This window comes from Lentimicrobium sp. S6 (assembly GCF_013166635.1).
GTDB lineage: Bacteria > Bacteroidota > Bacteroidia > Bacteroidales > UBA12170 > UBA12170.
On sequence record NZ_JABKBZ010000064.1, the window covers coordinates 1 to 25,535 of the forward strand.

Consider the following 25,535-nt stretch of genomic DNA (forward strand, 5'->3'; position numbering starts at 1 on the left):
CCTTTAACGCAAAATTAAAGCATTTTAGGTCTGAATTCAGAGGTGTCAGAGATGTCAAATTTTTCCTTTTTCGATTGACAAATATTTTTGCGTAAAAATCAATTCCCCCAGAATTTCAACTTGACCCCTACCAATCTTATAGACCAACAGTATGTCAAATCTATCATTCAAGGCATCATATTTTTAAAACACTAACTTCTCCCTCTTTCAAGCCTAAGTATTTCCCTGACAATTTCCGAGATATCCCTATACCATAAGTCCAATTCCCCCATGTTTAATTTTCTAGTTCTATTTAGAACAGAATTTACTCATACCTACATAAAACACTATTATTCTTGCATTTAAGGACATGATTTTATTTAGAATAGTTATAAATTCTCGATTCCCCTTTCTGGTCTTTTGTTCATACAACCCTTTTAATATCTTTATCAAAAATCAATTGAGTTTCAACACATATAAATACTTTTTTTCGCTATGAGAATATCACGAATAAGAGCAGAACAAGAAAATGGTCTAGCACAAGCCGAAGAGCTTTTCAGACTCGACCCGCTCATCAAAAAATATAAAGGCAAAAAAGGTTCCATGATTCCTCTGTTACAAGGAGCCCAAGAAATGTTTGGCTATCTACCTAGAAAAGCATTTTTGAAAATTGCATCCGAAACTGGATTAGAATTATCTGACATGTATGGTGTGGCTACTTTCTATGCCCAATTCCGATTGGCACCTGTAGGTAAGCATATTGTAAAAGTATGTCACGGTACTGCTTGCCACGTACAAAATGCTAAAGCCTTAACCTCTGCTTTACAAGACACATTAGGAGTTAACGATGGCGAAACCACCGAAGACAATATGTTTACCCTAGAATCGGTAGCATGTTTAGGATGTTGCTCTTTAGCCCCTGTAATGATGATAGGCGACGAAACCTATGGTAATTTAGATGGGAAAGCGGCTTCTAAAGTGATTAGAGAAATTAAGTTGAACGAGAAAAACGCCTCATAATATGGAAAAGACACAAGTTATAGTAGGATTAGGTAGCTGTGGTATTGCTGCAGGTGCCAATAAAACTTACGATGCTATTCAAAATATCATGGAAATTGATAAATTGGATATCGATTTAAAAAAGACCTCCTGTGTAGGTATGTGTTTTCGTGAGCCTCTAGTAGAGGTGATTGACGATACTGGATACTTCCTTTATGGTGGCATTGATGCAGCCAAAGCTTTAGAGATTGTAGAAAGACATGTTCAGAATCATGAACCTGTAAAAGATTATATAGTAAAGAGCGATTTGTTCCCAACTCCAGATGATAGCTATTTCCAAGGACAAGTAAAAATAGCCCTTAGAAATTGTGGTTTCATCGACCCAGAAAAAATAGAAGAAGCTGAAGCTAAAGACGCTTATAAAGCTTTACAAAAAATAGCCGATGAAGGCATCACTCGCGAAGCCGTTATCCAGACGGTATTAGATTCTGGTATTCGTGGTCGTGGTGGAGGAGGTTTCCCAACTGGAATGAAGTGGAAATTTGCTTATAACAGCCCAGGCAACGAAAAATATATCATCTGTAATGCCGATGAAGGTGACCCAGGTGCATTCATGGACCGTAGCTTATTAGAAGGCGATCCTCATGCCGTATTAGAAGGTATGGCCATTGGTGGTTATGCCATTGGTGCCAGCCAAGGTGTGATTTATTGTCGTGCGGAATATCCACTAGCTATCGTAAGATTAAACATTGCCATTGAGCAAGCTCGCGCCAAAGGATATATCGGCGAGAATGCTTGCGGTATTCAAGGATTCAACTTCGACCTTTATGTAAAAGAAGGAGCTGGAGCTTTTGTTTGTGGTGAAGAAACTGCATTGATTGCTTCTGTGGAAGGCGAAAGAGGAATGCCTCGTCGTCGTCCTCCGTTCCCTGCTGTTAGCGGATTATGGAAAAAGCCTACCAACATTAATAACGTAGAAACTTTTGCCAATGTTCCTTATATCATATTGAATGGCCCAGATGCTTATAATCAATATGGAACCGAGAAAAGCAAAGGAACTAAGGTTTTTGCTTTAACAGGAAAGATTAAAAAAGGTGGTTTAGTAGAAGTTCCTATGGGAATGACCATCGAAGACATTATATTTAAATTGGGTGGCGGTATTCAAGACGACAAGCAGTTTAAAGCAGTACAGTTGGGTGGACCTTCTGGAGGATGTATTCCAGCTCACTTAATTCATACACCGGTAGATTACGACTCTGTAAATGCAACTGGAGCCATTATGGGTTCTGGTGGTATGGTGGTGATGGACGAGACCACTTGTATGGTGGACTTGGCGCGTTTCTTCCTCGATTTTACTCAAAAAGAAAGCTGCGGAAAATGTACTTTCTGTCGTATGGGAACCAAGCGTATGCTTGAGATTTTAACTCGTATTACTGAAGGCCATGGCGAAGAGGGTGATATTGAAAAACTAGAAGAATTATCTGTTCAAATCAAGAATAATTCTCTTTGTGGTTTAGGACAAACTGCTCCAAACCCAGTTTTAACTACTATCAAATATTTCCGCGATGAGTATGAAGCTCATATCCGCGATAAGAAATGTCCGGCTAAGAGCTGTGTTCAATTGCTCACTTACGAAGTGATTGCAGATAAGTGTACAGGATGTACCGTTTGTGCGATTAAGTGTCCTGTAGATGCTATTGATGGAGCTAGAAAAGAAGTTCATTTTGTCCGCCAAGACGACTGTATCAAGTGTGGAGAATGTTATTCTAGATGTAAATTCGAGGCTATCAAGCTTTCTTAATCACCGCAAAAAATGAAAAAAATGGAAAAGACATTAAATATAGAACTCAACGGAAAAATCGTTAAAGCCTATCCGGGAGAAAGCATCCTTCAGCTGTCTAAAAGAGAAGGTTTCGAAATCCCAACTTTATGTAACGACCCACGTTTAGAGCCATTCAGCTCTTGCTATGTTTGCGTGGTGGAAGTAGAAGGCATGAGAGGACATCAGCCCAGCTGCTCTACCAAAGTTACCGAAGGAATGAAAATTATAACTGATAGTAATGGAATTAAAGTAGCTCGTAAAACTGCTTTAGACCTCATCATGAGTAATCACTATGCCGATTGTAAAGCACCGTGTACCGAAACTTGTCCTGCAGGTGTTGATGTGCAAGGATATATTTCCTTAATAGAAAAAGGAAGATATAGCGATGCAGTGGCATTGATAAAAGAAACCAATCCACTTCCAGCTATTTGTGGTCGTGTTTGTGTTCGCCCTTGTGAGGTTGCTTGTCGTCGTAATTTATTGGACGAAGGAAATGCCGTTGGTATCGATTATATGAAGCGTTTTGCTTCTGATTATGACTTACAATCAAAAGATAAATATATCCCTGAAATTGCTCCTTCTACAGGAAAAAGAGTAGCAGTTATTGGTGCAGGCCCTGGTGGTTTGTCAGCAGCTCATTTCCTACAAATTAAAGGACACCAAGTTGATATTTACGAAGCCGCTCCAAAATCTGGAGGATGGCTACGTTATGGTATTCCTGAGTATCGTTTACCCAATGATATCTTAGATGCTGAAGTAAAAAACATCACTGATTTAGGAACCACCATTCACTATAATCAGAACTTAGGAGAAAATTTAAGCTATCAAGAGCTTAAAATGAAATATGATACTACTATCCTCACCATTGGTTCTCAAAAAGGAACTTTAATTGGTTGCGAAGGTGACGATGCTCAAAATGTATTCTCTGGAATCGACTTCCTCAAGCAAATGGAAGTAACGGGACAGAAAATGGATTTCTCAGGTAAAACGGTAGCTGTTGTTGGTGGTGGTAATACTGCCATGGACTGTTGTAGAACTGCCATGCGTTGTGGTGCTGAGAAAGTATACGTTATTTATCGTCGTACTGAAAAAGAAATGCCTGCTAACCCCATCGAAATTCACGAATCTAAGTTAGAGGGAATTGAGTATTTATTCCTCAATAACCCAACAAAGGTGAATAAAGATGAGAATGGCGTTTTGAAATCAGTGAACGTGATTAAAATGGAATTGGGCGAACCAGATGCTTCTGGCCGTAGAAGACCTGTTCCAATTGAAGGTAGCGAATACGAATTGGATGTGGATTATATCTTAGCTGCTATTGGTCAAAAGACCAGAGTTAACTTTATCGACGATATCAATAAACACGCTGGCGAAGGTGAATTAAAAATCAATCGTTGGGGTGATTTAGATGCGGCTAGAGCAACTTTACAAACTGGTATCCCTAATGTATTTGCAGCTGGTGATGGCGTTTCTGGTCCTGCTACCATTATTGAAGCCATAGCTCAAGCTCAAATCGCTTCTCGTTCTGCTCATCAATATATGATGGGAGAAGAGTTTTCTGCTCCAGAAAAAGAATTCTTAAGCAAGCGTGATAATTTCAAGCCTCAAGTTGCTGAAGATTACGTGGGTCGTTACGACAAGCAAATTCGTGAAGAAATGCCTGTTCTAGAAACTGACGATCGTTTCAACTTTAAAGAAGTAGAATTAGGATATACTGACGAGCAAGTTTGTAATCACGAAGCCAACCGTTGTATGGAATGTGGTTGTGTGGAGTATTACGATTGTGACTTGAAAAAGTATGCTACAGAATACGATGCCGAACAAGAAAAATATGCTGGCGAATATCACGAATATCAAGTTGATTTCCGTCATCCATTTATCGAGATAGACAATAACAAGTGTATCCTTTGTGCACGTTGTGTGAGGATTTGTAAAGAAGTAGTGGGTGCCAATGCTCTTGGTTTAGTGAACCGTGGTTTCGATACCATAGTAGCTCCAAGCATGGGCGAAAGCTTAACAGATACCAATTGCGAAAGCTGTGGCCTTTGTATCTCTACTTGTCCTACTGCTGCTATTAGCGAAAACTTCTTCTTTAAGCCTGGTCCATTGGTAGAAGAAAAAGCAGAAGTGATTTGTAATCTTTGCTCTGTGGGTTGTACCTTAAACATCAACCATCACAATGAGTTCACCATGAAGGTAACAGGTGGCGAAGGACAGATTAATGAGGATGGTAATTTATGTCAATTGGCAAAGTTTGGATATCGCTATATGAACGATGTAAATAGAATCACCAAACCACAAATGAAGCAAGCCGATGGTAGTTTCAAAGAAATTAGTTTCGAAGAAGCTTATGACATCATCAAAGGTAGAATTGAATCCGTTGAGGCCGACGAGAATGTATTTATGGCAGGTAGCCGCTTGAGTAACGAGGAAATTTACTTGGTACAAAAGATAGCTCGTGCTGCTGCTAAAACTAATAATGTGGGTAGTTTCAGTTATTTGAACAGGGGTGGATTCTATGGTCAATCAGCAAATGACAATGTACCTTTCAATCAAATTAAAGACAGCAATAAAGTATATTTAATCGGTAACGAAATCTTTGAGAAGAATCCTGTGGTTGGATATAAAATCCAGAATGCCTTCTATAAGAATGAAATAGATGTAGCCGTATTAAATCCTAAATGTTGCCAGAAATTAGCTCATAAATATGCCAGCTTAGGCGAGGTAGACAGCTATTATTATTTCTTTAAAGCCGCTAACCATTACCTATTGAGCAATGGTTTAGAAAATGCTATGTTTATTGAAGGCAGAACCGAAGGTTTCGAGGATTATAAGAAAGCCGTTTTAGCTGAAGATTATAAGCAATTGATTGAAAAGTCTGGTATTAAATGCGTTGGCGATTTAGAAGCCTTTGTAAAAGAATATCTTCACGAGATGAACAATATTATTGTTTATTCAGAAGCTGATTTAACAGCAGAAGCAGCTCGCGAGGTTTATAACCTGGCTTTGATTAGCGGTAAATTAGGTAAGACAGCCAGCGGAGTTATTTCTCTGAAAGAGAAGAACAACTCTCAAGGAATATTCGACATGGGCGCTCGTGCCTGCTTAATCACTGGTGGAGTTGATGCCAGGTCACAAGAAGCACAAGACAAAGTTAAAGCCGTTTGGGGTATTGACTTACCAACAGAGGTAAATCAGTTGAGAGAGTTGATAAAAGGTGGCAAAATTAAGAATGGATTTATCTTTGGAGAAGATCCAGTTGGAACTACCAAGCACGACATTAGCCAAGGTTCTTGCATGGATAAGATGGAATTCAAAGTAGTTCAGGATTATTTCATGACAGAAACTGCCAAGCGTGCTGATATTATTCTTCCGGCTTCTTTCCCTGTGGAAACTGGCGGTAGCTTTACCAACACTCAGAAGTATATTCAAACTTTCGAAGCCTCCTTTGCTCCAAAAGTAGAGAAGACCAATCCCGTCCAGCTCATCGAACTTTTAGCCAAAATGGGTCATAATGGATTAGCTGATTTAACAGATGTAAACGCGGAAATGATTAAGTTCCTTCCTCCAAATAAATCTGAAGAGAAGCACCAATTGGTTTATACCAACGACGAAGGTAATGAAAGCCCATTCACCAATAGCGCAGATCACATTATGAAGCGTTTTGCTGATGAGTTTAAAGCTGCTTTTGAATAATAGCAATTGTTTAAAATTGAATCTCTAAATCAATTTATATATTTCCCCTGGTCATTTTTGGCTGGGGGATTTTTTTTGGTTAAATGTTAAAACTAGAACTTTTCAACAGTTTAGTTATTCCTTATTATCGTATATTAATTTGTGGTAATTTTACCAAACTTATGTATAAAAAAGTTAATAGTAAGCCATTAATAAACTATTAAATATGAATAAATCTTTTGTAGCGTTTTTTGACATTTTGGTTTTAAAGATTTAGTGAGTAGAAATTCACATGAAGATTTACTTGAAATTTATGATTTTGCATTGTATGACACTATAGAAACGGTGTTGCCAATGTTGAAATTAATCTATGGAATCATGCCAACATTAGGTACGAAAGAAATTGATACTCTAGAAATATATATTATTTCTGACAGTGTAATTATAATTCAAAAAGACACATCTATGAAAGGCTTTCTATATTTATTAGCTATAAGTAGAATTTTATTGAGTTCTTCAATAGGCGGTGGAATTCCTTTACGGGGTGGGATTTCTGTGGATGAAGTTTCAGTTTTAAAAAATGAATATGGAACGACAATTTTAGGAAAAGGTTTAACTAAAGCTTACGAAATTGAAAACACACAATCTTGGGCAGGGGCAATTGTAAGTCATGAATGTTTTGAATTTTTGAAAGAACCCGAGGCTAAAGGCTTAGCTAATCGACTATGTAATGTTAATAATGATATTTTAATTCGAAAATTTGATGTTCCTTTTAGAAATGGAACTAAGGAAAATAAATATGTTATTGAATGGACAAATTATGATTTAATCAAAAGCGAACAAGATGTAATTAGCTCTTTCTCTAAACATAATAAAAACTGTGAATCAGAAAGAGTACAAACAATTATTAAAAATACGGTCGGATTTTATCGATGGATACAGAACAGGAGCTAAAATAAGTACATATACAATTTGGGTTTCAGTTGTAAATCTAAAAATCTGAATATATTAAAAGAAAAGAATTAGCACATTTACTTTAGGGAAAGGACTCTTTGTTATAGCTTTTTTATTAAATAAGCAGACTCAAACAATATCGTGATTTATGAAATGAGATAATAAAAAAAATGGAATTCGAGAAATGGAATTTCGTATATGAATATCATTTTATAATAGTAAATAATAAAGGATGCTCACAAGATTTTTTTAATTTACATCTAGGTTAATTTACGAAATCCTCACTTTCAAAAGAAATTAAGGAATATGAATACAAATCTAATATTTAAAGAACTAAGTCATAACAGCGTTATTGAACCTGAAGTTTTATCATTTTTGCTTAAGAATGATTTAATAGTTGATGGAGCTTCTGGAGGAATAGTTTTAGGCGATTCTCATGACGAAGGAGGAATATTTGTAATTCATTTGACTGAAGAAGGAGAATGTAAATTAACTTATGAATTAGAAGGATTTGAATTCTTGATGAATCCATTTGGTACTGAGGAGTATTTGAGGGAATTACTCAATATTAACAAGGAATCCAAAAACAAATTGATCGAATTTGAAAACTATGAAATACCTAATGAAGTGGCTGTAGTAGATGCTCGAACAAAAAATATCAACGGGGTTGATTATAAAAAGGTATTAATATTGAGCAAAAACCCTCAAATGGTCCTAAATAAGCATTCAACACTCAAGTATTTGAAGAGGTTGAATGAAATAAATTATAATAGTTGGCCAAAAAATGAAACCCTCAATACTAATCAAAACATATAAATGAAAAGAATAATTCCAATTATAATCTTGCTGACTATATTCGGAGTAAAAGCTTAACACAAATAGAATATTCCGGGAAAATTGAAACTGGCTATTTAGGATTTCAATATACCATGGTTCAAGTGGAAGCGGGTCCGAATTGGAAAGGATACAATCTTAATAAAGAACAAAATGGAATAGATCTTAATCTCATCAATGGAATCCAATTTAAAAACAAATTATTCGCAGGTATTGGCCTTGGGTATGTAAACTTCGAAGGCATCAGTGGAGTTTCTATTTTTTCAGATTTTGATTACCTACCATTAAAAACCAAACTGACCCCTTTAATAAATCTCAAAATTGGATATAATCATATTTGTAACCAGTATAAAAACGGAACAGGGAGTGCACTAATAGAATTAGGCGGAGGATTAAACTATAGGTTTAGTGAAGAATTTGATATTTATCTTCAATCTGGTTTCATGATAACGCAACAAACATTTTTTATTCCAATAAAGTTGGGATTGAGGATTTAAGAAATAACCATTGGTTATTATATACTGAAGCTTCGTTCAGCAGAAGTTTCTGAATAAGCTGGCTTTAATTTAATGTGAGCTTTATATCTTTTAGACTTCATGACAAATAGAACGCTCCGTTCCAAATCAAGACTCCCCGATTCTCTCTGTTTTTATCAATAAATTAGTGTCATTCACCCAATTCATGACAAATCAGGATAATTTATTGCCATTAAAACAAGTCCCAAATCAATTGATAAGCCAGTCTAGGGCATGAAGTAGCACAATTATTACCGCAAAATCCTGTAAAAGCTTAATTTTCATGGAGGAGGCCAGAAAATATCATTTGAATAAATATTTAGTATTTATACTTCTTCTATCGGCATATATTTATTTAGCCTGTAAAGTAAAGTAGTTTGATGAGTAGTTCAAAAAAAACATTTGGTTTTAACTAAATGAAGGCAATGATTGAGCTTAAAACCTCCCTAACATTAAGTCTTTTATAAGCGTAAAAACCGCTAGTCTAACCTTCTGAATCCTCATGAATTTTCTCCTTGAAGAAATCACTAATTTGAAAACATAACAAGAATTAGGTTTAGCATCCACCTTATATTTATTCTTGTTTTTCAATAAGTTATATGCATATTTTTTCATTTCAGTTATTAATTCAATTCAAGAATGGAGAAGAAAAAAAACAGAGAATAAGTCAGATAAAATAATCTTTGAAATTCAATATTCTTATACAACAAGATTAGTTTTTTTGATTAGGTTTGCTCACCATTAAAAAATGGCATAATATAAAACTAAAAAGAGATATATCATTATGAGTGACAAGATCATAAAAGTTTCACGAAACACAGAAAATGCACCAAAGTGTTCTGTATCTACACAGACTGTAGCTTTTTCTCATTATAATAATTTTTCTGCCCAACTAGCTATCGATCCAAAGACAGGTAAAATTATAGCTGGTGGTGTTAAAGAGCAAGCTGAGCAGTGTTTGAAAAACATCAAAGCCATTGTAGAAAGTATCGACCACGTAATGGACGATGTTGTTAAAATCAATGTATTCGTTAAGAATATCTCAGATATGGATGCTATTGATGAAGTTTATGCAAAATTCTTCCCCGGTTCTCGCCCTACACGTACTGTTGTTGCTGTTGCAGCTCTACCTATGAGTGATGCATTGGTTCAAATAGATACTTTGATTTCAAACGGTGAAGGTACAGCTCCTCAAGCTCCTTGCGCGCTTATCAAAGTTTCTAGAAATACGAAAAATGCCCCAAAAAGTGCTATCGCTAAACAAACGGTAGCTTTTTCTCATTATAATAACCTTTCTTCTCAATTACCTATCAATCCTGAAACTGGAGATTTGGTAAGTGGTGGTATAAAAGAGCAAACAGCACAATGTTTAAGCAATGTTAAAGCCATTTTAGAAAGCATAGACCATGTGATGGAAGATGTAGTTAAAACAACTATTTTTCTTAAAAACAATACTGATATTGAAGCAGTCAACGAAGTTTGTGCCAAATTTTTCCCAAACTATGTTCCTGCTCGTTCCACAGTTAATGCCTCAGCTTTAGCTATGGATGCTTTGGTACAAATTGACACCGTTATATCACATGGTGATGGTACACCTCCACAACTTATTGAAGACAGCAAACTACTCATTATTGAAGCAAGCAATACAGAAAATGCACCAAAAGCTCCTTACTCACATACAGTAGCTTTTTCTCATTACAATCATATTTCAGGTCAATTACCTTTAGATGCAAAAACTAGTGAAATTATAGCCGGTGGTGTAAAAGAGCAAGCTGAACAATGTTTAAATAACATCAAAGCAATTATCGAAAGTGTGGACCACGTAATGGACGATATCGTTAAAGTAAATATCCAATTAAAAGATATTGCAGATATTGATGTGGTAAACGAAGTTTATACCACATTCTTCAAAGGCGATCTTCCTGCAAGGACAGTTATTGGTGTTTCAGCTATCCCTATGGATGCTTTAGTACAAATTGATGCTGTTGTTTCTAATGCTGAAGGTACACCTCCTGCATAAAAAAGGAAATTATTTTTTATTTTGTTCTATTGTCTTAAAATGCAATATCTTATAAAACTGTAAATACAAAAATAGCTTGGGCAAAACCCAAGCTATTTTTTTGTGATATTTTCTATCATTTTCACTTAATGAAAAAAATATTTAGAAGACAAATCTGTAGTTCAAGACAATCCTTACTTCTTCAACTTCGCATAATACTTACAATACTCAGTAATCCCACATTTCTCACATTTTGGGGAGCGTGCTAAACAAACATATCGACCATGGAGAATGAGCCAATGATGTGCTGTTGGAATTTTTTCTTCAGGAATATGTTTGACGAGTTGTAACTCGGTGTCGAGAGGTGTTTTTGAGTTTGTGGTGAGTCCCAAACGTGCTGAAACTCGAAACACATGAGTATCCACAGCCATAGCTGGCTTATTAAATACCACCGAGGCTATTACATTTGCGGTCTTCCGCCCTACTCCTGGCATCTTCTGCAATTCTTTAATATCGGAGGGAACTTCTCCTTTAAAGTCCATGTGCAGCATCTGTGCCATCCCCAAAAGGTGCTTGGCTTTATTATTAGGATAGGAACAAGAGCGAATCAACTGAAATATATCATCCACAGTAGCATGAGCCATTGCAATTTCATCAGGATATTTATCGAATAAAGCAGGTGTAATTTGGTTCACACGTTTATCAGTACATTGAGCAGAGAGTATCACCGCTACCAAAAGTTCATAAGGATTACCATAATGGAGCTCTGTTTCAGCTATGGGCATATTCTCCTCAAACCAGGATATTACTTTCTCGAATCTCTCTTTCTTTCTCATTTTGTTGTGTTTTATATCTGCGCCTAAGCAATTATTCTTATTTCTCTCTGCTTGCTCTGATTTGAAATCCAAGTACACCTATCAATCTTTAATTTCTGCACACGGAAAACATTTCCGAACGAGCCAAATTATACTGTAGGGAATAACAAAAACTTAAAAGGTAAGTGTTTGTTTTCAGTACAAACCTAAGGAAAAAATTGATGTTTTAGGACTAGCTCTTTGGAAGATAAAGTTTGCCTTGCCAGGTATCTCGTGCTTCCAATTCCCGCTCAATCTTCTGTAATATCTGATCATTACGAAGATTTCCCCAAGCTTGACTCACCAAAAATCGAGGAGGAACCTCCCCCGCAAATCTTTCCACTACAAAATTAGGATTTAATTGCTCTAAAAACCTCACCATGAAATCGATATACTCTTCCATTCCAAACAGCTCAAAATTCTCAGGTGACTTTTTAAACTCCTTGGCCATATGGGTTCCAGTGATAATTTGTAATTGATGGAATTTGATATTATTCATGGGTAATTTATTCAACACATGCACCTGATCCATCATCTCTTGTCTGCTTTCGCCGGGTAGTCCAAAAATCATATGTCCTCCACACTTCACCCCATAATCATGGGTGAGTTTCATCATATCAATTACATTCTGAAAATCATGCCCACGATTAATTCTCTCCAAGGTTTTATCAAAGGTGCTTTCAATCCCATATTCTAAAATCACATAATGGGTTTTACTTACTTCAGCGAAGTATTTAAGCTTTTCCTCATCCATGCAATCGCTTCTGGTTCCAATGACCAAGCCCACCACGTTTTCCATTTCTAAGGCCGGACCATAGAGTTTTTTGAGTTCTTCTAGAGGAGCGTAAGTATTAGAATAAGCTTGAAAATAAGCTAAGAATTTTCCGGCCCTACGATATCTATTGGCATGAAATTCAATACCTTCCTGAATCTGTTGAATAACAGGTTTCTTGGAATCATTATAACTGGGATTAAAAGCATTATTATTACAATAGGTACAGCCTCCTCTAGCTACTTTCCCATCTCTATTCGGACAGGTAAATCCAGCATCAATAGTAGTTTTTTGCACACGTTCGCCAAAAGTACGTTCGAAGTATTGGGCGTAAGCATTAAATCGTCGTTTATGTCCCCAAGGATATGAGGATGCTAATGTTTCAGTCATTCGGCAAAAGTAAAAATACTAATCCATCAAAGCGAATATTATTTGGTAAGGAAATGTAAAAAGGGAGGTAGAGAAAAAGAGAACGAGAGATTTGGGGAAATGGAGAGTTGGTGAACTAGAGAGCTAGAGAAAGTTTCAGGCTCAGTTTTTGACAGCTAGCCTATTTTGTAGTTTCAGGCATTCAAACATAACAAATCTGTGCAGATCTATTTAATCCGTGTCATCCACGTTCTTTTGAATCATTTTTTTGACGTTAGGAACCAACCATTTCCCATATTCCTATATATCCATCAACAAAAAAAAGAGGTGAACTGAAACAGAACACCTCTTTGTATATTATATCTGGTTTAATTATACCGATGTTAAAAAATAAGAGACATTAATCAATACAAATTAATTGTTTAAAAATTTTAAATCGGCATAAACCATTGTAAAACTAAAAGCGACTAAAAATCTCACTTTTAATTACAATTGGTATTACTTGGCAACACGCTCAAGCCATTTCACCATAAAGATAATCGTAAACATTGAAATAGCACAAGCTACAACAAAAATTCCCCATGTCATCCAAATTGGAATAGTTTCATAAAGAACAGCACCTATGAACAATAGTCCATTACCAAGAGCTGTAGCACCTAACCAACCACCTTGCATCAAACCTTGATACTGTGGTGGAGCAACTTTAGAAACAAATGAAATTCCCATTGGGCTAATAAATAGCTCAGCAACAGTAAGGATGAAATAAGTACCAGCCAATAAGAATGGTGTAACACGATGAATATCATCTAAAGGAGTTCCTCCGTTTGCAGAGCTCACCTCGTTGAATAATGGTAAACCAAATGAACCAAACATCATCAATACAAAACCTAGCATGGCAATACCCATACCAATGGCAATTTTCTTAGGAGTAGATGGTTCCATATTTCGTACACGAAGCCAACCAAATAATCCAACTACAATTGGTGTTAAAGCAACAACAAAGATAGGATTCATAGCTTGGAAAACTTCGGCACCTTTAAAGGTAATACCACCTATGGTAAATACCAATAAGCTTAAGTCAGTATAATCTCTCGCAAACATAGTTAGCGTAAGTCCATTTTGGTGGAAAGAGAACCAGAAGAAGATAACTACACCAAATACAGCTAATAAAGCATACATTCTTTGTGCTACTTCTTTAGCTTCCATTTTAATTTCGTCAGTGATTTCACCTGCAGCAGCTTTAACTTTTGGATTTGGGAAATTCTTCTTATTCATAAAGAAAATAACCGTAGAAATAGCCATAGCAATAATCGCTACACCAAATGCATAATGGAATCCTTCGTTAAATACATTTAAATACTCGTTAGAGAAGGCTGTTAAATCATTAACGGCTTTTCCTGAAACCGTTTCAGCAGCAGTTTTAAAATTAGCAATAGAATCTTCAGATAAAGAACCATTGAGGTAAGCATGACAATACTCAGGTAAACTACCATCGTAAGTAAAGTTGAATTTGCCCAACCACCAGTTACGAACACCAATGGCAGTAAATGGAGCAAAAATGGCACCTACATTAATGAAAGCATAAAATAAAGAGAAACCAGAGTCTCTCATGGCACCATATTTCTCATTATCATACATTTGACCAACTAAAGCTTGTAAGTTACCTTTGAATAAACCATTACCAAAAGCAATCACAAATAAACCAATAATGGAGATAGTTAAATAAAATGGAACACTAGCCACTGGTGTTGGAGTTGGGATAGCCATAATGAGGTATCCTGCACTCATAAGAAATAAACCAGCAATAATAGTTCCTTTAAAGTTTTGGATTTTATCGGCTATGATACCACCCACCAATGCGAGGATGTAAATAGAGAAATAAAATCCAGAATAGATGTAACCAGCATCGGTACCTGTTAAACCAAACTTAGCCTGGAGAAACAGAACCAGAATAGCCATCATGGTGTAAAATCCAAATCGTTCGCCCATATTAGCTAACGAAGCGGGGATAAGCCCTTTAGGGTGTCCTTTTAACATAATTGTTTATTTTAATGATTATTTAATTTCAATTACTGAATTTTAGCAGGAAAGCACAAAAATAGTTAATTTTCAATGGGTAGCAAGTTAAATTTTACGGTTCAGAAAATCTCTTAGAATTGTTTTCAACAGGAAATAATGAGCAACAATTTTTTTCTACTTTTGTAAATAAATACATACCTATGATTGTTGATGCTTTTATCCCTTGTTTTATAGATCAGGTTTTTCCTGATACTGCCTTCAATATGATTAAATTACTTAAGAAATTAGGGGTGGAAGTTCATTATAATCCTGAGCAAAGCTGTTGTGGTCAAATGGCTTTCAACAGTGGATTCTGGGATGAAGCCAAAGCTATGGGGGCAAAACATATTAAGGATTTCTCCAATAATAGACCTGTAGTGAGCCCTTCTTCTTCCTGTTCTGGGATGGTGAAGAAGCATTATGCCAAGCTTTTTCATAATTCAGCTTTACATAATGAATACAAAACACTAAAATCAAACACCTATGAAATCTCAGACTTTATAGTGAATGTATTGAAAAAAGAAGATGTCGGTGCTGAATTCCCTCATAAAGTAACTTATCATGAAAGTTGTGCCAGCAAAAGAGAATATGGATTGACCCATGAAGTAAGAACCTTATTGAAGAATGTAAAGGGATTGGAGCTCATTGAAATGAAAGACGCTGATACTTGTTGTGGTTTCGGTGGAACTTTCTCCGTGAAGTTTGAAGGAATCAGCACGGCCATGGCCGAACAAAAAGTAGAAAATGCTTTAGCTACCGAGGCTGAGTATATCGTAAGTACCGACGCCAGTTGTCTCATGCATATCCAAGGATATATAGATAAACATAACCTTCCCATCAAGACTATTCATATTGTGGATTTATTGGCTGCTAACCTGTAAAGGATCAATACTAGATGGATGGATTGGGATAAGGAATTAATGAGTGAATGATTGAATTAGTACTTCATAGGATACATACAAAATCCTAATCAAATATTTCCATCCTAATAGTTTATGAATCATTAATTCGCGAAAATCAGTTAATTCGTGTGAATTAGCGGATATTGTTTTTAGAATTCCAAGTCAGTCAAATGCCCATCTTTCATTTCATATAGCCAGGCATGAATGATAGGATAACCCGTTTTCTTCTGGCTTTCTTGTACACATGAAAAACCTGAAATGGTTCTACATTGCTCCATCACATTCAGTCGACTAAACTCATCCAACATCTTTTCATCTTCAGGAATGGTTACTAGATATTCTTTGTGACGGTTATAGACTAATTTAATTTTATTCAACCATACGTCCATAGCACCTTGCGACTTCTCACACATACTAGCTTTGATTCCTCCACAGCCAGTATGTCCAGCTACAACAATATTTTTCACTTTTAAAACCTCAACTGCAAATTGGATTACAGCCATAATATTGTTATCATCGGCAGAAACCATGTTAGCAATATTTCTATGCACAAAAACCTCCCCAATATCTACTCCCATAAGTTTTTCTACACTCACACGACTATCGGAACAACCAATATATAAGAAATCAGGATTCTGAGAGCTAAAATGATTTTCAAAGAACTCAGGGTTCTTTTCCTTCATTTCTTTTGACCATTTTCTATTGTGCTCAAATACACTATTATAATCTACCATAATTAAAGAATTTAGTCCAACTTCAGAACCGCTAAGAAGGCTGTTTGTGGCACTTCCACATTACCCACCTGACGCATTCTCTTCTTACCTTTTTTCTGCTTTTCGAGTAGCTTACGCTTACGTGTAATATCACCACCATAACATTTGGCTGTTACATCCTTACGAACTGCTTTTACCGTTTCACGAGAAATAACCTTTGATCCAATAGCTCCCTGAATGGCAATATCAAATTGCTGTCGTGGAATCAGCTCTTTCAATTTCGAACAAATCCTGCGTCCAAAGTCATAGGCATTATCTCTGTGAATCAATGTAGAGAGGGCATCCACAGGTTCTCCATTTAACAGAATATCTAACTTGATCAAATTTGCAGGACGATAATCCGACAAGTGATAATCGAAAGATGCATAACCTTTAGAAATACTCTTTAGCCTATCATAGAAATCGAAAACTATTTCTCCCAAAGGCAATTCAAAGGTAAGTTCTACTCTATCACTAGCTAAATAAACTTGATTTTTTAGCTCTCCCCTTTTATCAATACAAAGTTTCATCACCTGTCCCACATAATCACCTTTGGAAATGATTTGTGCTTTGATATATGGCTCTTCAATGTGATCGATATATTTTTGCTCTGGTAATCCACTAGGATTATGAACTTCCGTCATTACACCTTTATTAGAAACCACTTTATAAGAAACGTTAGGAACAGTGGTGATCACATTCATATCAAACTCTCTATCTAACCGCTCTTGAATAATCTCCATGTGCAGAAGTCCTAAAAATCCACAACGGAAACCAAAACCTAAAGCCATACTGCTTTCTGGTTCCCAGGTTAATGAAGCATCATTCAATTGAAGTTTTTCCAATGAAGCTCTTAATTCTTCGTAATCATCAGCATCAACAGGATAGATACCTGCAAACACCATTGGCTTCACTTCTTCAAAACCATCAATAATCTCTTCACAAGGACGATCAACATGCGTTACGGTGTCACCCACTTTTACTTCTTTGGCGGTTTTAATGCCTGAGATGATATAACCTACATCGCCAGTTTTCATCACCTTACGCTGTTCTTGCTTCATTCTTAAAACACCAATCTCATCGGCATGGTATTCTTTGCCTGTAGACATAAACTTCACCAAATCACCTTTTTTTACCTCCCCATTCATAATGCGGAAATAAGCGATAATTCCTCTAAAAGAATTAAATACAGAATCAAAAATTAATGCTTGAAATGGTGCTTCAGGATCCCCTTTGGGAGCAGGAACTTTTGCTATAATGGCCTCTAAGATCTTATCAACTCCAAAACCAGTCTTACCACTTGCAGGAATAATATCTTCTAAATCACAACCAATAAGATCGATGATTTGATCGGAGACATCCTCTGGCATGGCATTATCTAAATCCATTTTATTCAAAACTGGAATAATTTCCAAATCATTTTCTATAGCAAGATAAAGATTAGAAATGGTTTGTGCCTGAATACCCTGAGTGGCATCCACAATTAAAAGGGCTCCTTCACAAGCTGCAATAGATCTACTGACCTCGTAGCTAAAGTCAACGTGACCGGGAGTATCTATCAAGTTTAAAACATATTGTTCTCCATCTTGCTCAAAATCCATTTGGATAGCATGACTCTTTATGGTAATCCCACGCTCACGCTCCAAATCCATATCATCAAGGGTTTGTGCCTGCAAATCTCTATCAGAAACAGTTCCTGTTGCCTGTAATAGGCGGTCTGCCAGAGTACTCTTACCATGGTCAATATGGGCAATAATGCAAAAATTACGTATGTTCTTCATTTATTCATTTTCGTTTTGTGGATGCAAAAATAGTGTTTTTAAAATTAAGAATATTGTTTTGGTTTTAAATGTTTTGTTAAGAGATGATAAGGTCTGAAGAGGGAAGCAAGAAGGTAGAAGGTGGAAGTTCGAAGCATGGAGTTTCTGGGTACTGGGTACTGGGTACTGGGTACTGGGTACTGGGCACATTGTCCGCGCTAGCTGGTTTGGGTGCTGGGTACTGGGTTCGACCCAGAAACTAAGATTTCCTAAACCTTTTCAATGCTTTAGAATTATCTGCATTTAGGTTGATGATGGCAAATATCATAACAGCGGCACTCACCCATTGTACTGAGCTCAAGAGATGACCATTGATAAAATAATCAAATAGAATGGCCGACATGGGAAAGAATAATTCCATAATGGTGGCAATAATGGCCTTCACCTTTTTCAATCCAAAATAATAAAGGAAGATGGCTCCACTACCTGTGGTCATGGCTATGATGAAAATCACCATCCAATTCTGAGGAGTCACATGATTGAATTCACCTAAAAAGCCCATACTCGTAACCACAACAAACATAATAGTAGCTGTAAATCCATAACGGAAGAAAGTAGCTGAAATAAAATCTAATTTCCCAAGCACTTTCTTGCTAAACACAGTAGAACTACCAAAACTAAAAGCAGCCAACACCGCTAATAAGGAGGCGTATATGGTATTTTTATCCTCTTGAATATGGGGTAATGAAGCGCCAAAGGTTAAAAAATAACCTGCAATTAGAGCTATAATAGCCCAGAGGAGGAAATTCCTACGAAGCTTTTCTTTTAGAAATAAAGCGGCCAGTGAAATAGCAAATACCGGTTGTAGTTTCTGTAAAAGTACTACGATGGACAAGGATTGAAAGTTAACGAGAAACAAGGCTTTCACTATAGCCATGGTTCCAATACTCCCTCCAAAAGTGGCCACCATGATTAATGAAAAAAGCTCAGTCCTAGTTAAGGTACTCAACAAAGAATAACGCTTATACAAAAAGAAATTCATCAAAAGGAAGGGCACCAAATGCAGAATAAAAACCACAAATGGAACTGGCAAGTTAAACAACCTTGGTGTTAAAACAATACCATCGAACCCCCAAAACGTTGCAGAAATTCCAATAACCACCGCACCTAAAATGACTTGTTTATTTGCTTTGCTTTCCATGCTGCAAAATAACAAAAAAATGATGATTTATAAGCTAAAAGTATTAAGCCTATTTGATTAAGCTATCAACTACTAGGGGTTTACAATCCCGACTAGGGAATTCATACGCTGGAAATCATGCTGATCAGTATAAGGAAAGCTTCAGTAATAGTTTTACAAAAAATGCTTCACCCCAAATAATAAATTTAGCTTCCCAGTTCACCCGCTTTGTAGAATGTAAATTATTTATACAGTTCATGTAAAATATATTTACACTAAAGCAGGATTCCTATTCAAAAAACAGAATATATATACCTATAAATAAGACGCATACGGTTTTCGGCATAAGGATTGAATGGCAAAGATTACCCTTTAATTAACAAGAGTCTTATGTCTTTTTGTAAAATATTTAAAACAATATTCCTATGAGAGCTATACACCTCCTGTTTTCCCTTATTATATTCATTCTTTTTGCATTTTCAAATATTTCTTTTGCAGATTCTGGAGGTCCTTTAAAACCAGAACAAGCAGCCTACGATGTGACCTATTATTATTTAGACTTGAGTATTGATCCCGAAACTCAAACCATAAATGGTTCCTTATTGTGTCAAGTGACCATTATCAACCCCATCGATGTTCTTTTATTAGACCTTGATGATGTTTTTTTGGTAACTAATGTTGATATCAGCATTAATAATTCAGATTTTCAGCAGACTAGTTATAGTCATGAAAATGAGCTCCTAGAAATAAATATTCCTGAAGATGTGGATACTGATGACATGATTAGCTGTAAAATATACTATAATGGTGCACCTAGAATCTCCCAAGGTCCGCCGTGGGATGCTGGTTTTGTATGGGACACTACATCAGATGGTCAACACTGGTTAGCTGTGGTTTGTCAGTTTCAGGGAGGTGATATTTGGTGGCCTTGTAAAGATCATCCATCGGATGAACCAGATTCTATGCATATTAGCTTAAGAGTTCCAAATCCTTTGGTATGTGTTTCCAATGGACAATATTTAGGTTTTGTAGATAATGGAGACAATACATCAAGCTATAATTGGTTTGTATCTGTTCCTATTAATAATTATAATGTGACCTTTTATGCTGCAGATTTTTTATTGATTGAGGATGAGTATGAAAGTACCATTGGAAACGAAATTCCTTTCAGATTTTGGGTTTTACCCGAAGATTATGAAACGGCGGTAAATTATATGGATGTTTTCCAACAAGAATTTGATTTTCTGGAAGAAATTTACGGACCATTGCCATTCGGAACAGATAAACAGGGTTGGGCACATGCTCCCTACTTGGGAATGGAGCATCAATCTATTATTGCCTATGGCCATGATTTCACCACCAATAGTTGGGGATATGACTATATTCATTTGCATGAATTAGCCCACGAATGGTGGGGCAACTTATTAACCGCCAAGAACTGGGCCGATATCTGGATACACGAAGGAATTGCAACTTACACTGAAGCTTTATATGTGGAGTATTTATCCGGAATGGAGACTTATTTCAATTTTATGAGACTTCATTATCCTGGACCTCAAATGAATCCATTAGCTCCTTATGAAGATATGACTGCTTCAGATGCATTTGACCTCCTCGAGCCATACAACAGAGGCGCCTGCACAATGCACGCTTTAAGATATCATTTAGGAGATGAACAATTCTTTGAAGTATTAAAAAGATGGGCCTATCTTGATCCTGATGATTTTGGAAATGAAGATGGAAGACAGTGCAGGTTGGTCGATACGGAAGATTTAAAAATCCAAGCTGAGCTAGTTACCGGTGTAGACTTAGCCCCATTTTGGTCTGTTTTTTTTAGAGAAGCTAGCTATCCACAACTGAAAGTAAACAGAGAATATGACCAAACCAGTTTTGAGTGGTTAACTGAGCAGAATGTTCCTTTAGATTTAAATATTCCAATTACTATTAATGGTGAAGAGTATACAGTAGAAATGGAAAATGGATATGGAAGTATTTCTATGGGTATTGAAGATGAGTTAGAAATAGATCCCAATGATTGGATATTATTAATGCAAGAGCCTGAAATTATTCTTGGAACAGACTACCTAAATAATGAGTTTTCAAGTATTCAACTGAATCAGAATTTCCCCAACCCTTTTTCTGAAACCACTCAAATAGGATATTACGTTTCCAAATCAGAAAATATAAGTATTGTTCTCTTTGATATATTAGGAAACGAGATTAAAACCTTAGTCAATAAAATTCACCTAACTGGCAATTATTCTATTTCACTCCATAGAAATGAATTATCTGATGGTGTTTACTATTATCGATTGATATCGGATGATGGGATAATTAGTAAACAGTTGCAAATTATGGAATAAAACAAAAGCGACATTTTTACAGTAAAAATGTCGCTTTTGTTTTGAATGTCTATTTCTTTATTTCCTTACCATCTTCACAAACTCGTCCACTTCCGGAACGCCACCCTGATAAACCAAATAACCATTATATGGCTCTCGTGGCGTGATTTCATCGTTAATAGGAGTCAACATTAGTTTTTTAACCTCCTCTTGGTCGTCTGTTTGGCCTAGTGCCCAACCTAGTTTCACGAAGGCAGTTTCTGGTAACATATTACCTGCAGGGATAATACCTCTGGCCATCATATCGCGACCAGTATCATATACAAACATATGAACATAACCCCAAAGTGTTTGAAGTGTCATATACATATGAACTCCTTTTTTATGGGCTCTCTCAATGGCAGGGTATAATTCTTTATTCACATGACCCAAGCCAGTTCCTACAAATACAATTCCCTTATAACCTGCATCCACCATAGCATCTAAAACATCTGGCTGCATGGCTGGGTAATAATAAAGCATAGTTACCTTTTCACTAAAATAAGGAAGTATAGTTACATTTTTATCTTTACGACGGTGGTTATATTCTTTTTTGATAGGCATGATGCTTTCTCTGTTGACACGAGCCAATGGAGTATCGCCAATAGTGCGGAAAGTAGAACGATAAGAGGAATGCATTTTTCTTACTCTGGTTCCCTTATGTAATAATCCATAATCATCGGAAGTAGGTCCAAACATACAAACCATTACCTCGGCAATATCACTATGTCCGGCAGTAAACATGGCATGCATTAAGTTTAAAGCTGCATCGGAGCTGGGACGGTCAGAGGAGCGTTGTGAGCCCACAAGTACAATAGGTACAGGAGAATTCTGAACCATAAAAGTAAGCGCTGCGCCAGTATGGTGTAAAGTATCGGTACCATGACCAATAACAATCCCATCCACACCTCTCTCAATTTCTCTACCAATGGCTTTAGCTAAAGCTATGTATTGCTTTGGCCCCATATTCTCTGAGAAAACTGCAAACACCTTTTCTGTTTCTAGATTACAGATATCAGCCAATTCAGGAACAGCTCCATAAAGCTCCCCTGGAGAAAAAGCAGGAATAACCGCACCAGTTCTATAATCTAAACGGCTGGCAATAGTTCCTCCTGTTCCAAAAAGCTTCACTTTTGGTAATCCTTCTGTATATGGAAACTCCTTTTCAGGAATTTTATAATTGGCTTTTTTATAGCCCGTTTCTTTCATCGTGGTGATAGTATTTACATCTACTCCCACATTATATCCAGTAATAATTTTCATTACAATATGAAAATCATCATCATTTTCTGCTCTTGGTAATACTGTTCCTTCAAAAGATCCACGGGTAGTCTCAACAACGGCTGTCCCCCAAACCCTAACATGATATTTTTTTAGCATTTCTAATGCTATACCTTTATATCCTTGAAATATATCGTCTGTCATTTTCGGTCGTTTTAATAGTTTAGAGGTCTTTCAATTGTTTTTCTACTTCTTTTCCCAAATCAGCCAAAGGAATATTTCCAATAGCCATTCTTCTCAACTGCCCCATTACCCAACTCTTTTCATTTTCTTTAGAATTGACAAAGGCAATTTGTTGGAACTTCTCTTTTAAGAATGGAATTTGACCGTAAATGGTCTTAGCATCCACTTTTCTGAAATTGATAGAATTCAATACAGAATCGAATTGCATTTTAGGATGCATATAAATATGTGGCAACATTAAAACCGCCAACTCCTCTTGCAAATCATTATCCTTTAAATATTTGAATAATGCAAAAATGGTATTGAAGTTAAAATTATCAATCGACTTAAAATGCCCTTCTACAAATTTCAATTTATGCCCTAAGAAAGAACCTATAAACCGTGGTGTATAACCTAATTCACTTTGAATTCTATCGATTAAAGGATAAAGATTCTTTTTAAATAGATAAGTATAAGTATCCGTCGGTACTTTCCAATCTTTAAGTTGATGATATCTGTCAATCACATCAGAAGGTAATTGTTTCCGCAAACCTTCAATATAATCATCGGCCAAAGGAATGGGCGCCGAATCAGTATCAGGATACATACGGTCTGCACCTGGCAATACGCGTTCGAAGATGGTAGTTCCATCTGCAAAAGACTTACGGGTTTCTTCAGGAACACCGTCAAAAGCCATTAAACAACGCTCTTCAATGGTTTCTAAAGCTGTTTTCATATCGTCAGCGGGTCCCCAGAAAACGATTTGAGCATCCTCTTTTGTGGTTTCTAGTGATTCGCGAATCTTTTCGAAGTCATCCTCAGCCACCTGAGGATCTAGGCACTCACTATGCGTCATATTAGGACGTTCTAAACAAGCTATTACTTTTAATCTGTCGGTAATTTCATCGGCGAATATTTTCCCTGGTTGTGTGAAATGCGACAATAGTTTACGAAAATGAGGAAGGTTTACAGCCATAATGGTAAAACCAGCTTCTTTTGCCGCATTAATATCTGTTGATGGGAAGTTGAAAGTATAATAATTGAGCTCCGCAGAAGTCATTTTCCAATCTTCCTTATTTATTCTTGATTTTAACTCATCGCGAAGACGCAACAGCGACCATTGGCGATAGGCTTCATTATGTGTTAATTCGGGAATCCATTTGGTATGGGAAACCCCTTTTATTTCTACTCTTGTTCCACCCTTACAACTCACATTAACATCTTGTCTACCCGCTCCAATTCCAGTAGCTACTTTTCCAGTACTTCTATTTAAAAACCTGATGTAATCACAAGCTTCTTTAACCTCCTCAGGATTGAATAATTCAGGTTGAGTTACCGTTTCTATCAATGGCATTCCGAGACGATCTGTTTTATAAACACGTTCGTGGCCAATATCAGAAATTTCTCTACAACTGTCCTCCTCAATACTTAACTGAATCAATCCCACTTTTTTATTCTTCAAAGGTATTTCACCATCAACACCTAGAATCGCTGTTCTTTGGAATCCGGCAGGAATACTACCATCCAAATATTGCTTTCTAATGATATGAACTTCACCCACAATATTAAAACGAGACAAAAGAGATATCTCTAAACCTATTCCCAATGCTTCTCTATTGATCGGAAACGGTGGAGTATCGTCTATTTCGTAAGTACAGGTGGTTTCGTTCTTGATTCTATAATGGATATTCTTTCGGGTTCTGAATTCCATCAAAGCGGTTCCATCATACTCTCCCAACTCACTTAATGTGGGACGCATATGACGGATGATTTCTGCATCAAAATCTTCATGTCCATTAAACTGACCCGCCGGACAACGACAAAAGAGTTTTTCTTTAGTCAATAATTGCTGATGCACTTCCAAACCCGACATAAAACCAATACGGTCGTAATCTTTTTGTTTGGCAGATTTTCTAGCCACGTAGCCAATCGCTTTTTTAGTGGCTTCATAGTTCTTTTTAGGATCGAATTTTCTCATTCTCAAGTATATTTGGAGCTCTTATAAAGGGGGTGATACCATCATCAATTTCCCCATTTGATAACGGGAACCAAAGGTAAACAATCTATAAAAAGAATAGGCTTTTTAACAGAAAAAGGGAGGAATTGCATCACCTTTTCAGGGAAATACGGAAGAACAGAATGCGAGAGGATAGAAGCAAGAAGTTTCAAGTTTGAAACCCAAAGTTTAAAAGAACCTCTTTATTTCTGGGAACCAATCTGTTTGATAAAGTGGAGAAAAGGTCGACTCGGAAGATAAACAAAATCGGAATTAAAAAAGAAAAAAATA

General features: G+C 36.4%; 17 protein-coding genes. 9 read left to right on the top strand and 8 right to left on the bottom strand.

The window, feature by feature from the left end; all coding sequences use genetic code 11:
* Window positions 1-474 precede the first annotated feature (474 nt).
* The 7 genes from nuoE to HNS40_RS17250 all read left to right on the top strand — a co-directional run bounded on the left by nuoE (window position 475) and on the right by HNS40_RS17250 (window position 10,798).
* Entirely contained in the window at window positions 475-999 is a 525-nt protein-coding gene (gene nuoE / locus HNS40_RS17220) for an NADH-quinone oxidoreductase subunit NuoE (protein ID WP_172283135.1), read from the top strand.
* A gap of 1 nt (window position 1,000) precedes the next feature.
* Window positions 1,001-2,779 (top strand): NADH-quinone oxidoreductase subunit NuoF, encoded by a 1,779-nt coding sequence (locus tag HNS40_RS17225; RefSeq protein WP_172283138.1) that lies wholly within the window; start codon window positions 1,001-1,003, stop codon window positions 2,777-2,779.
* Window positions 2,780-2,800: 21 nt separating this feature from the next.
* On the top strand, window positions 2,801-6,496 hold the full coding sequence (locus HNS40_RS17230) for an FAD-dependent oxidoreductase (protein ID WP_172283140.1): 3,696 nt from the start codon (window positions 2,801-2,803) through the stop codon (window positions 6,494-6,496).
* A gap of 255 nt (window positions 6,497-6,751) precedes the next feature.
* The gene (locus tag HNS40_RS17235) at window positions 6,752-7,429 is read left to right on the top strand and encodes a hypothetical protein (RefSeq protein WP_172283142.1); all 678 of its coding nucleotides are present in this window, start codon (window positions 6,752-6,754) and stop codon (window positions 7,427-7,429) included.
* Between the two features lie 306 nt (window positions 7,430-7,735).
* On the top strand, window positions 7,736-8,245 hold the full coding sequence (locus HNS40_RS17240) for a hypothetical protein (protein WP_172283144.1): 510 nt from the start codon (window positions 7,736-7,738) through the stop codon (window positions 8,243-8,245).
* A 113-nt stretch (window positions 8,246-8,358) separates the two neighbouring features.
* On the top strand, window positions 8,359-8,760 hold the full coding sequence (locus HNS40_RS17245; protein WP_172283146.1) for a hypothetical protein: 402 nt from the start codon (window positions 8,359-8,361) through the stop codon (window positions 8,758-8,760).
* A gap of 802 nt (window positions 8,761-9,562) precedes the next feature.
* Window positions 9,563-10,798, top strand: coding sequence for a RidA family protein (locus HNS40_RS17250; protein ID WP_172283148.1), 1,236 nt, complete (start codon window positions 9,563-9,565; stop codon window positions 10,796-10,798).
* Between the two features lie 173 nt (window positions 10,799-10,971).
* On the opposite strand, the gene nth is transcribed toward HNS40_RS17250, so the two are convergent.
* The 3 genes from nth to HNS40_RS17265 all read right to left on the bottom strand — a co-directional run bounded on the left by nth (window position 10,972) and on the right by HNS40_RS17265 (window position 14,809).
* A complete protein-coding gene (gene nth / locus HNS40_RS17255; RefSeq protein ID WP_172283151.1) occupies window positions 10,972-11,613 on the bottom strand; it encodes an endonuclease III in 642 nt (213 codons plus the stop codon).
* A gap of 211 nt (window positions 11,614-11,824) precedes the next feature.
* Window positions 11,825-12,793 (bottom strand): TIGR01212 family radical SAM protein, encoded by a 969-nt coding sequence (locus HNS40_RS17260; protein ID WP_172283153.1) that lies wholly within the window; start codon window positions 12,791-12,793, stop codon window positions 11,825-11,827.
* Window positions 12,794-13,270: 477 nt separating this feature from the next.
* Window positions 13,271-14,809 carry a peptide MFS transporter gene (locus tag HNS40_RS17265; RefSeq protein WP_172283156.1) on the bottom strand — a complete coding sequence of 513 codons (1,539 nt, stop codon included), beginning with the start codon at window positions 14,807-14,809 and terminating at the stop codon, window positions 13,271-13,273.
* Between the two features lie 119 nt (window positions 14,810-14,928).
* On the opposite strand from HNS40_RS17265, the gene HNS40_RS17270 reads away from it, so the two are divergent.
* On the top strand, window positions 14,929-15,711 hold the full coding sequence (locus tag HNS40_RS17270) for a (Fe-S)-binding protein (protein ID WP_216664189.1): 783 nt from the start codon (window positions 14,929-14,931) through the stop codon (window positions 15,709-15,711).
* Between the two features lie 170 nt (window positions 15,712-15,881).
* Here HNS40_RS17270 and HNS40_RS17275 read toward each other — a convergent pair whose 3' ends face one another.
* The 3 genes from HNS40_RS17275 to HNS40_RS17285 form a co-directional block, all read right to left on the bottom strand.
* Window positions 15,882-16,466, bottom strand: coding sequence for a carbonic anhydrase (locus tag HNS40_RS17275; RefSeq protein ID WP_172283159.1), 585 nt, complete (start codon window positions 16,464-16,466; stop codon window positions 15,882-15,884).
* An 11-nt stretch (window positions 16,467-16,477) separates the two neighbouring features.
* The gene (lepA, locus tag HNS40_RS17280; protein ID WP_172283162.1) at window positions 16,478-18,265 is read right to left on the bottom strand and encodes a translation elongation factor 4; all 1,788 of its coding nucleotides are present in this window, start codon (window positions 18,263-18,265) and stop codon (window positions 16,478-16,480) included.
* A gap of 238 nt (window positions 18,266-18,503) precedes the next feature.
* Window positions 18,504-19,445, bottom strand: coding sequence for a DMT family transporter (locus HNS40_RS17285; RefSeq protein ID WP_172283164.1), 942 nt, complete (start codon window positions 19,443-19,445; stop codon window positions 18,504-18,506).
* A gap of 404 nt (window positions 19,446-19,849) precedes the next feature.
* On the opposite strand from HNS40_RS17285, the gene HNS40_RS17290 reads away from it, so the two are divergent.
* Window positions 19,850-21,787 carry a M1 family aminopeptidase gene (locus HNS40_RS17290; protein WP_172283166.1) on the top strand — a complete coding sequence of 646 codons (1,938 nt, stop codon included), beginning with the start codon at window positions 19,850-19,852 and terminating at the stop codon, window positions 21,785-21,787.
* A 57-nt stretch (window positions 21,788-21,844) separates the two neighbouring features.
* On the opposite strand, the gene gatD is transcribed toward HNS40_RS17290, so the two are convergent.
* A complete protein-coding gene (gatD, locus tag HNS40_RS17295) occupies window positions 21,845-23,230 on the bottom strand; it encodes a Glu-tRNA(Gln) amidotransferase subunit GatD (RefSeq protein WP_172283169.1) in 1,386 nt (461 codons plus the stop codon).
* A 19-nt stretch (window positions 23,231-23,249) separates the two neighbouring features.
* Window positions 23,250-25,226 carry a Glu-tRNA(Gln) amidotransferase subunit GatE gene (gatE, locus tag HNS40_RS17300; RefSeq protein WP_172283172.1) on the bottom strand — a complete coding sequence of 659 codons (1,977 nt, stop codon included), beginning with the start codon at window positions 25,224-25,226 and terminating at the stop codon, window positions 23,250-23,252.
* Window positions 25,227-25,535: the final 309 nt, after the last annotated feature.

Excerpts from the sequence above, each read along its gene's own strand:
- HNS40_RS17290 (WP_172283166.1), top strand. The coding sequence starts at position 19,850 with ATGAGAGCTATACACCTCCTGTTTTCCCTTATTATATTCATTCTTTTT.
- nuoE (WP_172283135.1), top strand. The coding sequence starts at position 475 with ATGAGAATATCACGAATAAGAGCAGAACAAGAAAATGGTCTAGCACAA.
- gatE (WP_172283172.1), bottom strand. The coding sequence starts at position 25,226 with ATGAGAAAATTCGATCCTAAAAAGAACTATGAAGCCACTAAAAAAGCG.
- HNS40_RS17250 (WP_172283148.1), top strand. The coding sequence starts at position 9,563 with ATGAGTGACAAGATCATAAAAGTTTCACGAAACACAGAAAATGCACCA.
- HNS40_RS17275 (WP_172283159.1), bottom strand. The coding sequence starts at position 16,466 with ATGGTAGATTATAATAGTGTATTTGAGCACAATAGAAAATGGTCAAAA.
- HNS40_RS17240 (WP_172283144.1), top strand. The coding sequence starts at position 7,736 with ATGAATACAAATCTAATATTTAAAGAACTAAGTCATAACAGCGTTATT.
- HNS40_RS17285 (WP_172283164.1), bottom strand. The coding sequence starts at position 19,445 with ATGGAAAGCAAAGCAAATAAACAAGTCATTTTAGGTGCGGTGGTTATT.
- gatD (WP_172283169.1), bottom strand. The coding sequence starts at position 23,230 with ATGACAGACGATATATTTCAAGGATATAAAGGTATAGCATTAGAAATG.
- nth (WP_172283151.1), bottom strand. The coding sequence starts at position 11,613 with ATGAGAAAGAAAGAGAGATTCGAGAAAGTAATATCCTGGTTTGAGGAG.
- HNS40_RS17260 (WP_172283153.1), bottom strand. The coding sequence starts at position 12,793 with ATGACTGAAACATTAGCATCCTCATATCCTTGGGGACATAAACGACGA.
- HNS40_RS17230 (WP_172283140.1), top strand. The coding sequence starts at position 2,801 with ATGGAAAAGACATTAAATATAGAACTCAACGGAAAAATCGTTAAAGCC.
- HNS40_RS17245 (WP_172283146.1), top strand. The coding sequence starts at position 8,359 with ATGGTTCAAGTGGAAGCGGGTCCGAATTGGAAAGGATACAATCTTAAT.
- lepA (WP_172283162.1), bottom strand. The coding sequence starts at position 18,265 with ATGAAGAACATACGTAATTTTTGCATTATTGCCCATATTGACCATGGT.
- HNS40_RS17225 (WP_172283138.1), top strand. The coding sequence starts at position 1,001 with ATGGAAAAGACACAAGTTATAGTAGGATTAGGTAGCTGTGGTATTGCT.
- HNS40_RS17265 (WP_172283156.1), bottom strand. The coding sequence starts at position 14,809 with ATGTTAAAAGGACACCCTAAAGGGCTTATCCCCGCTTCGTTAGCTAAT.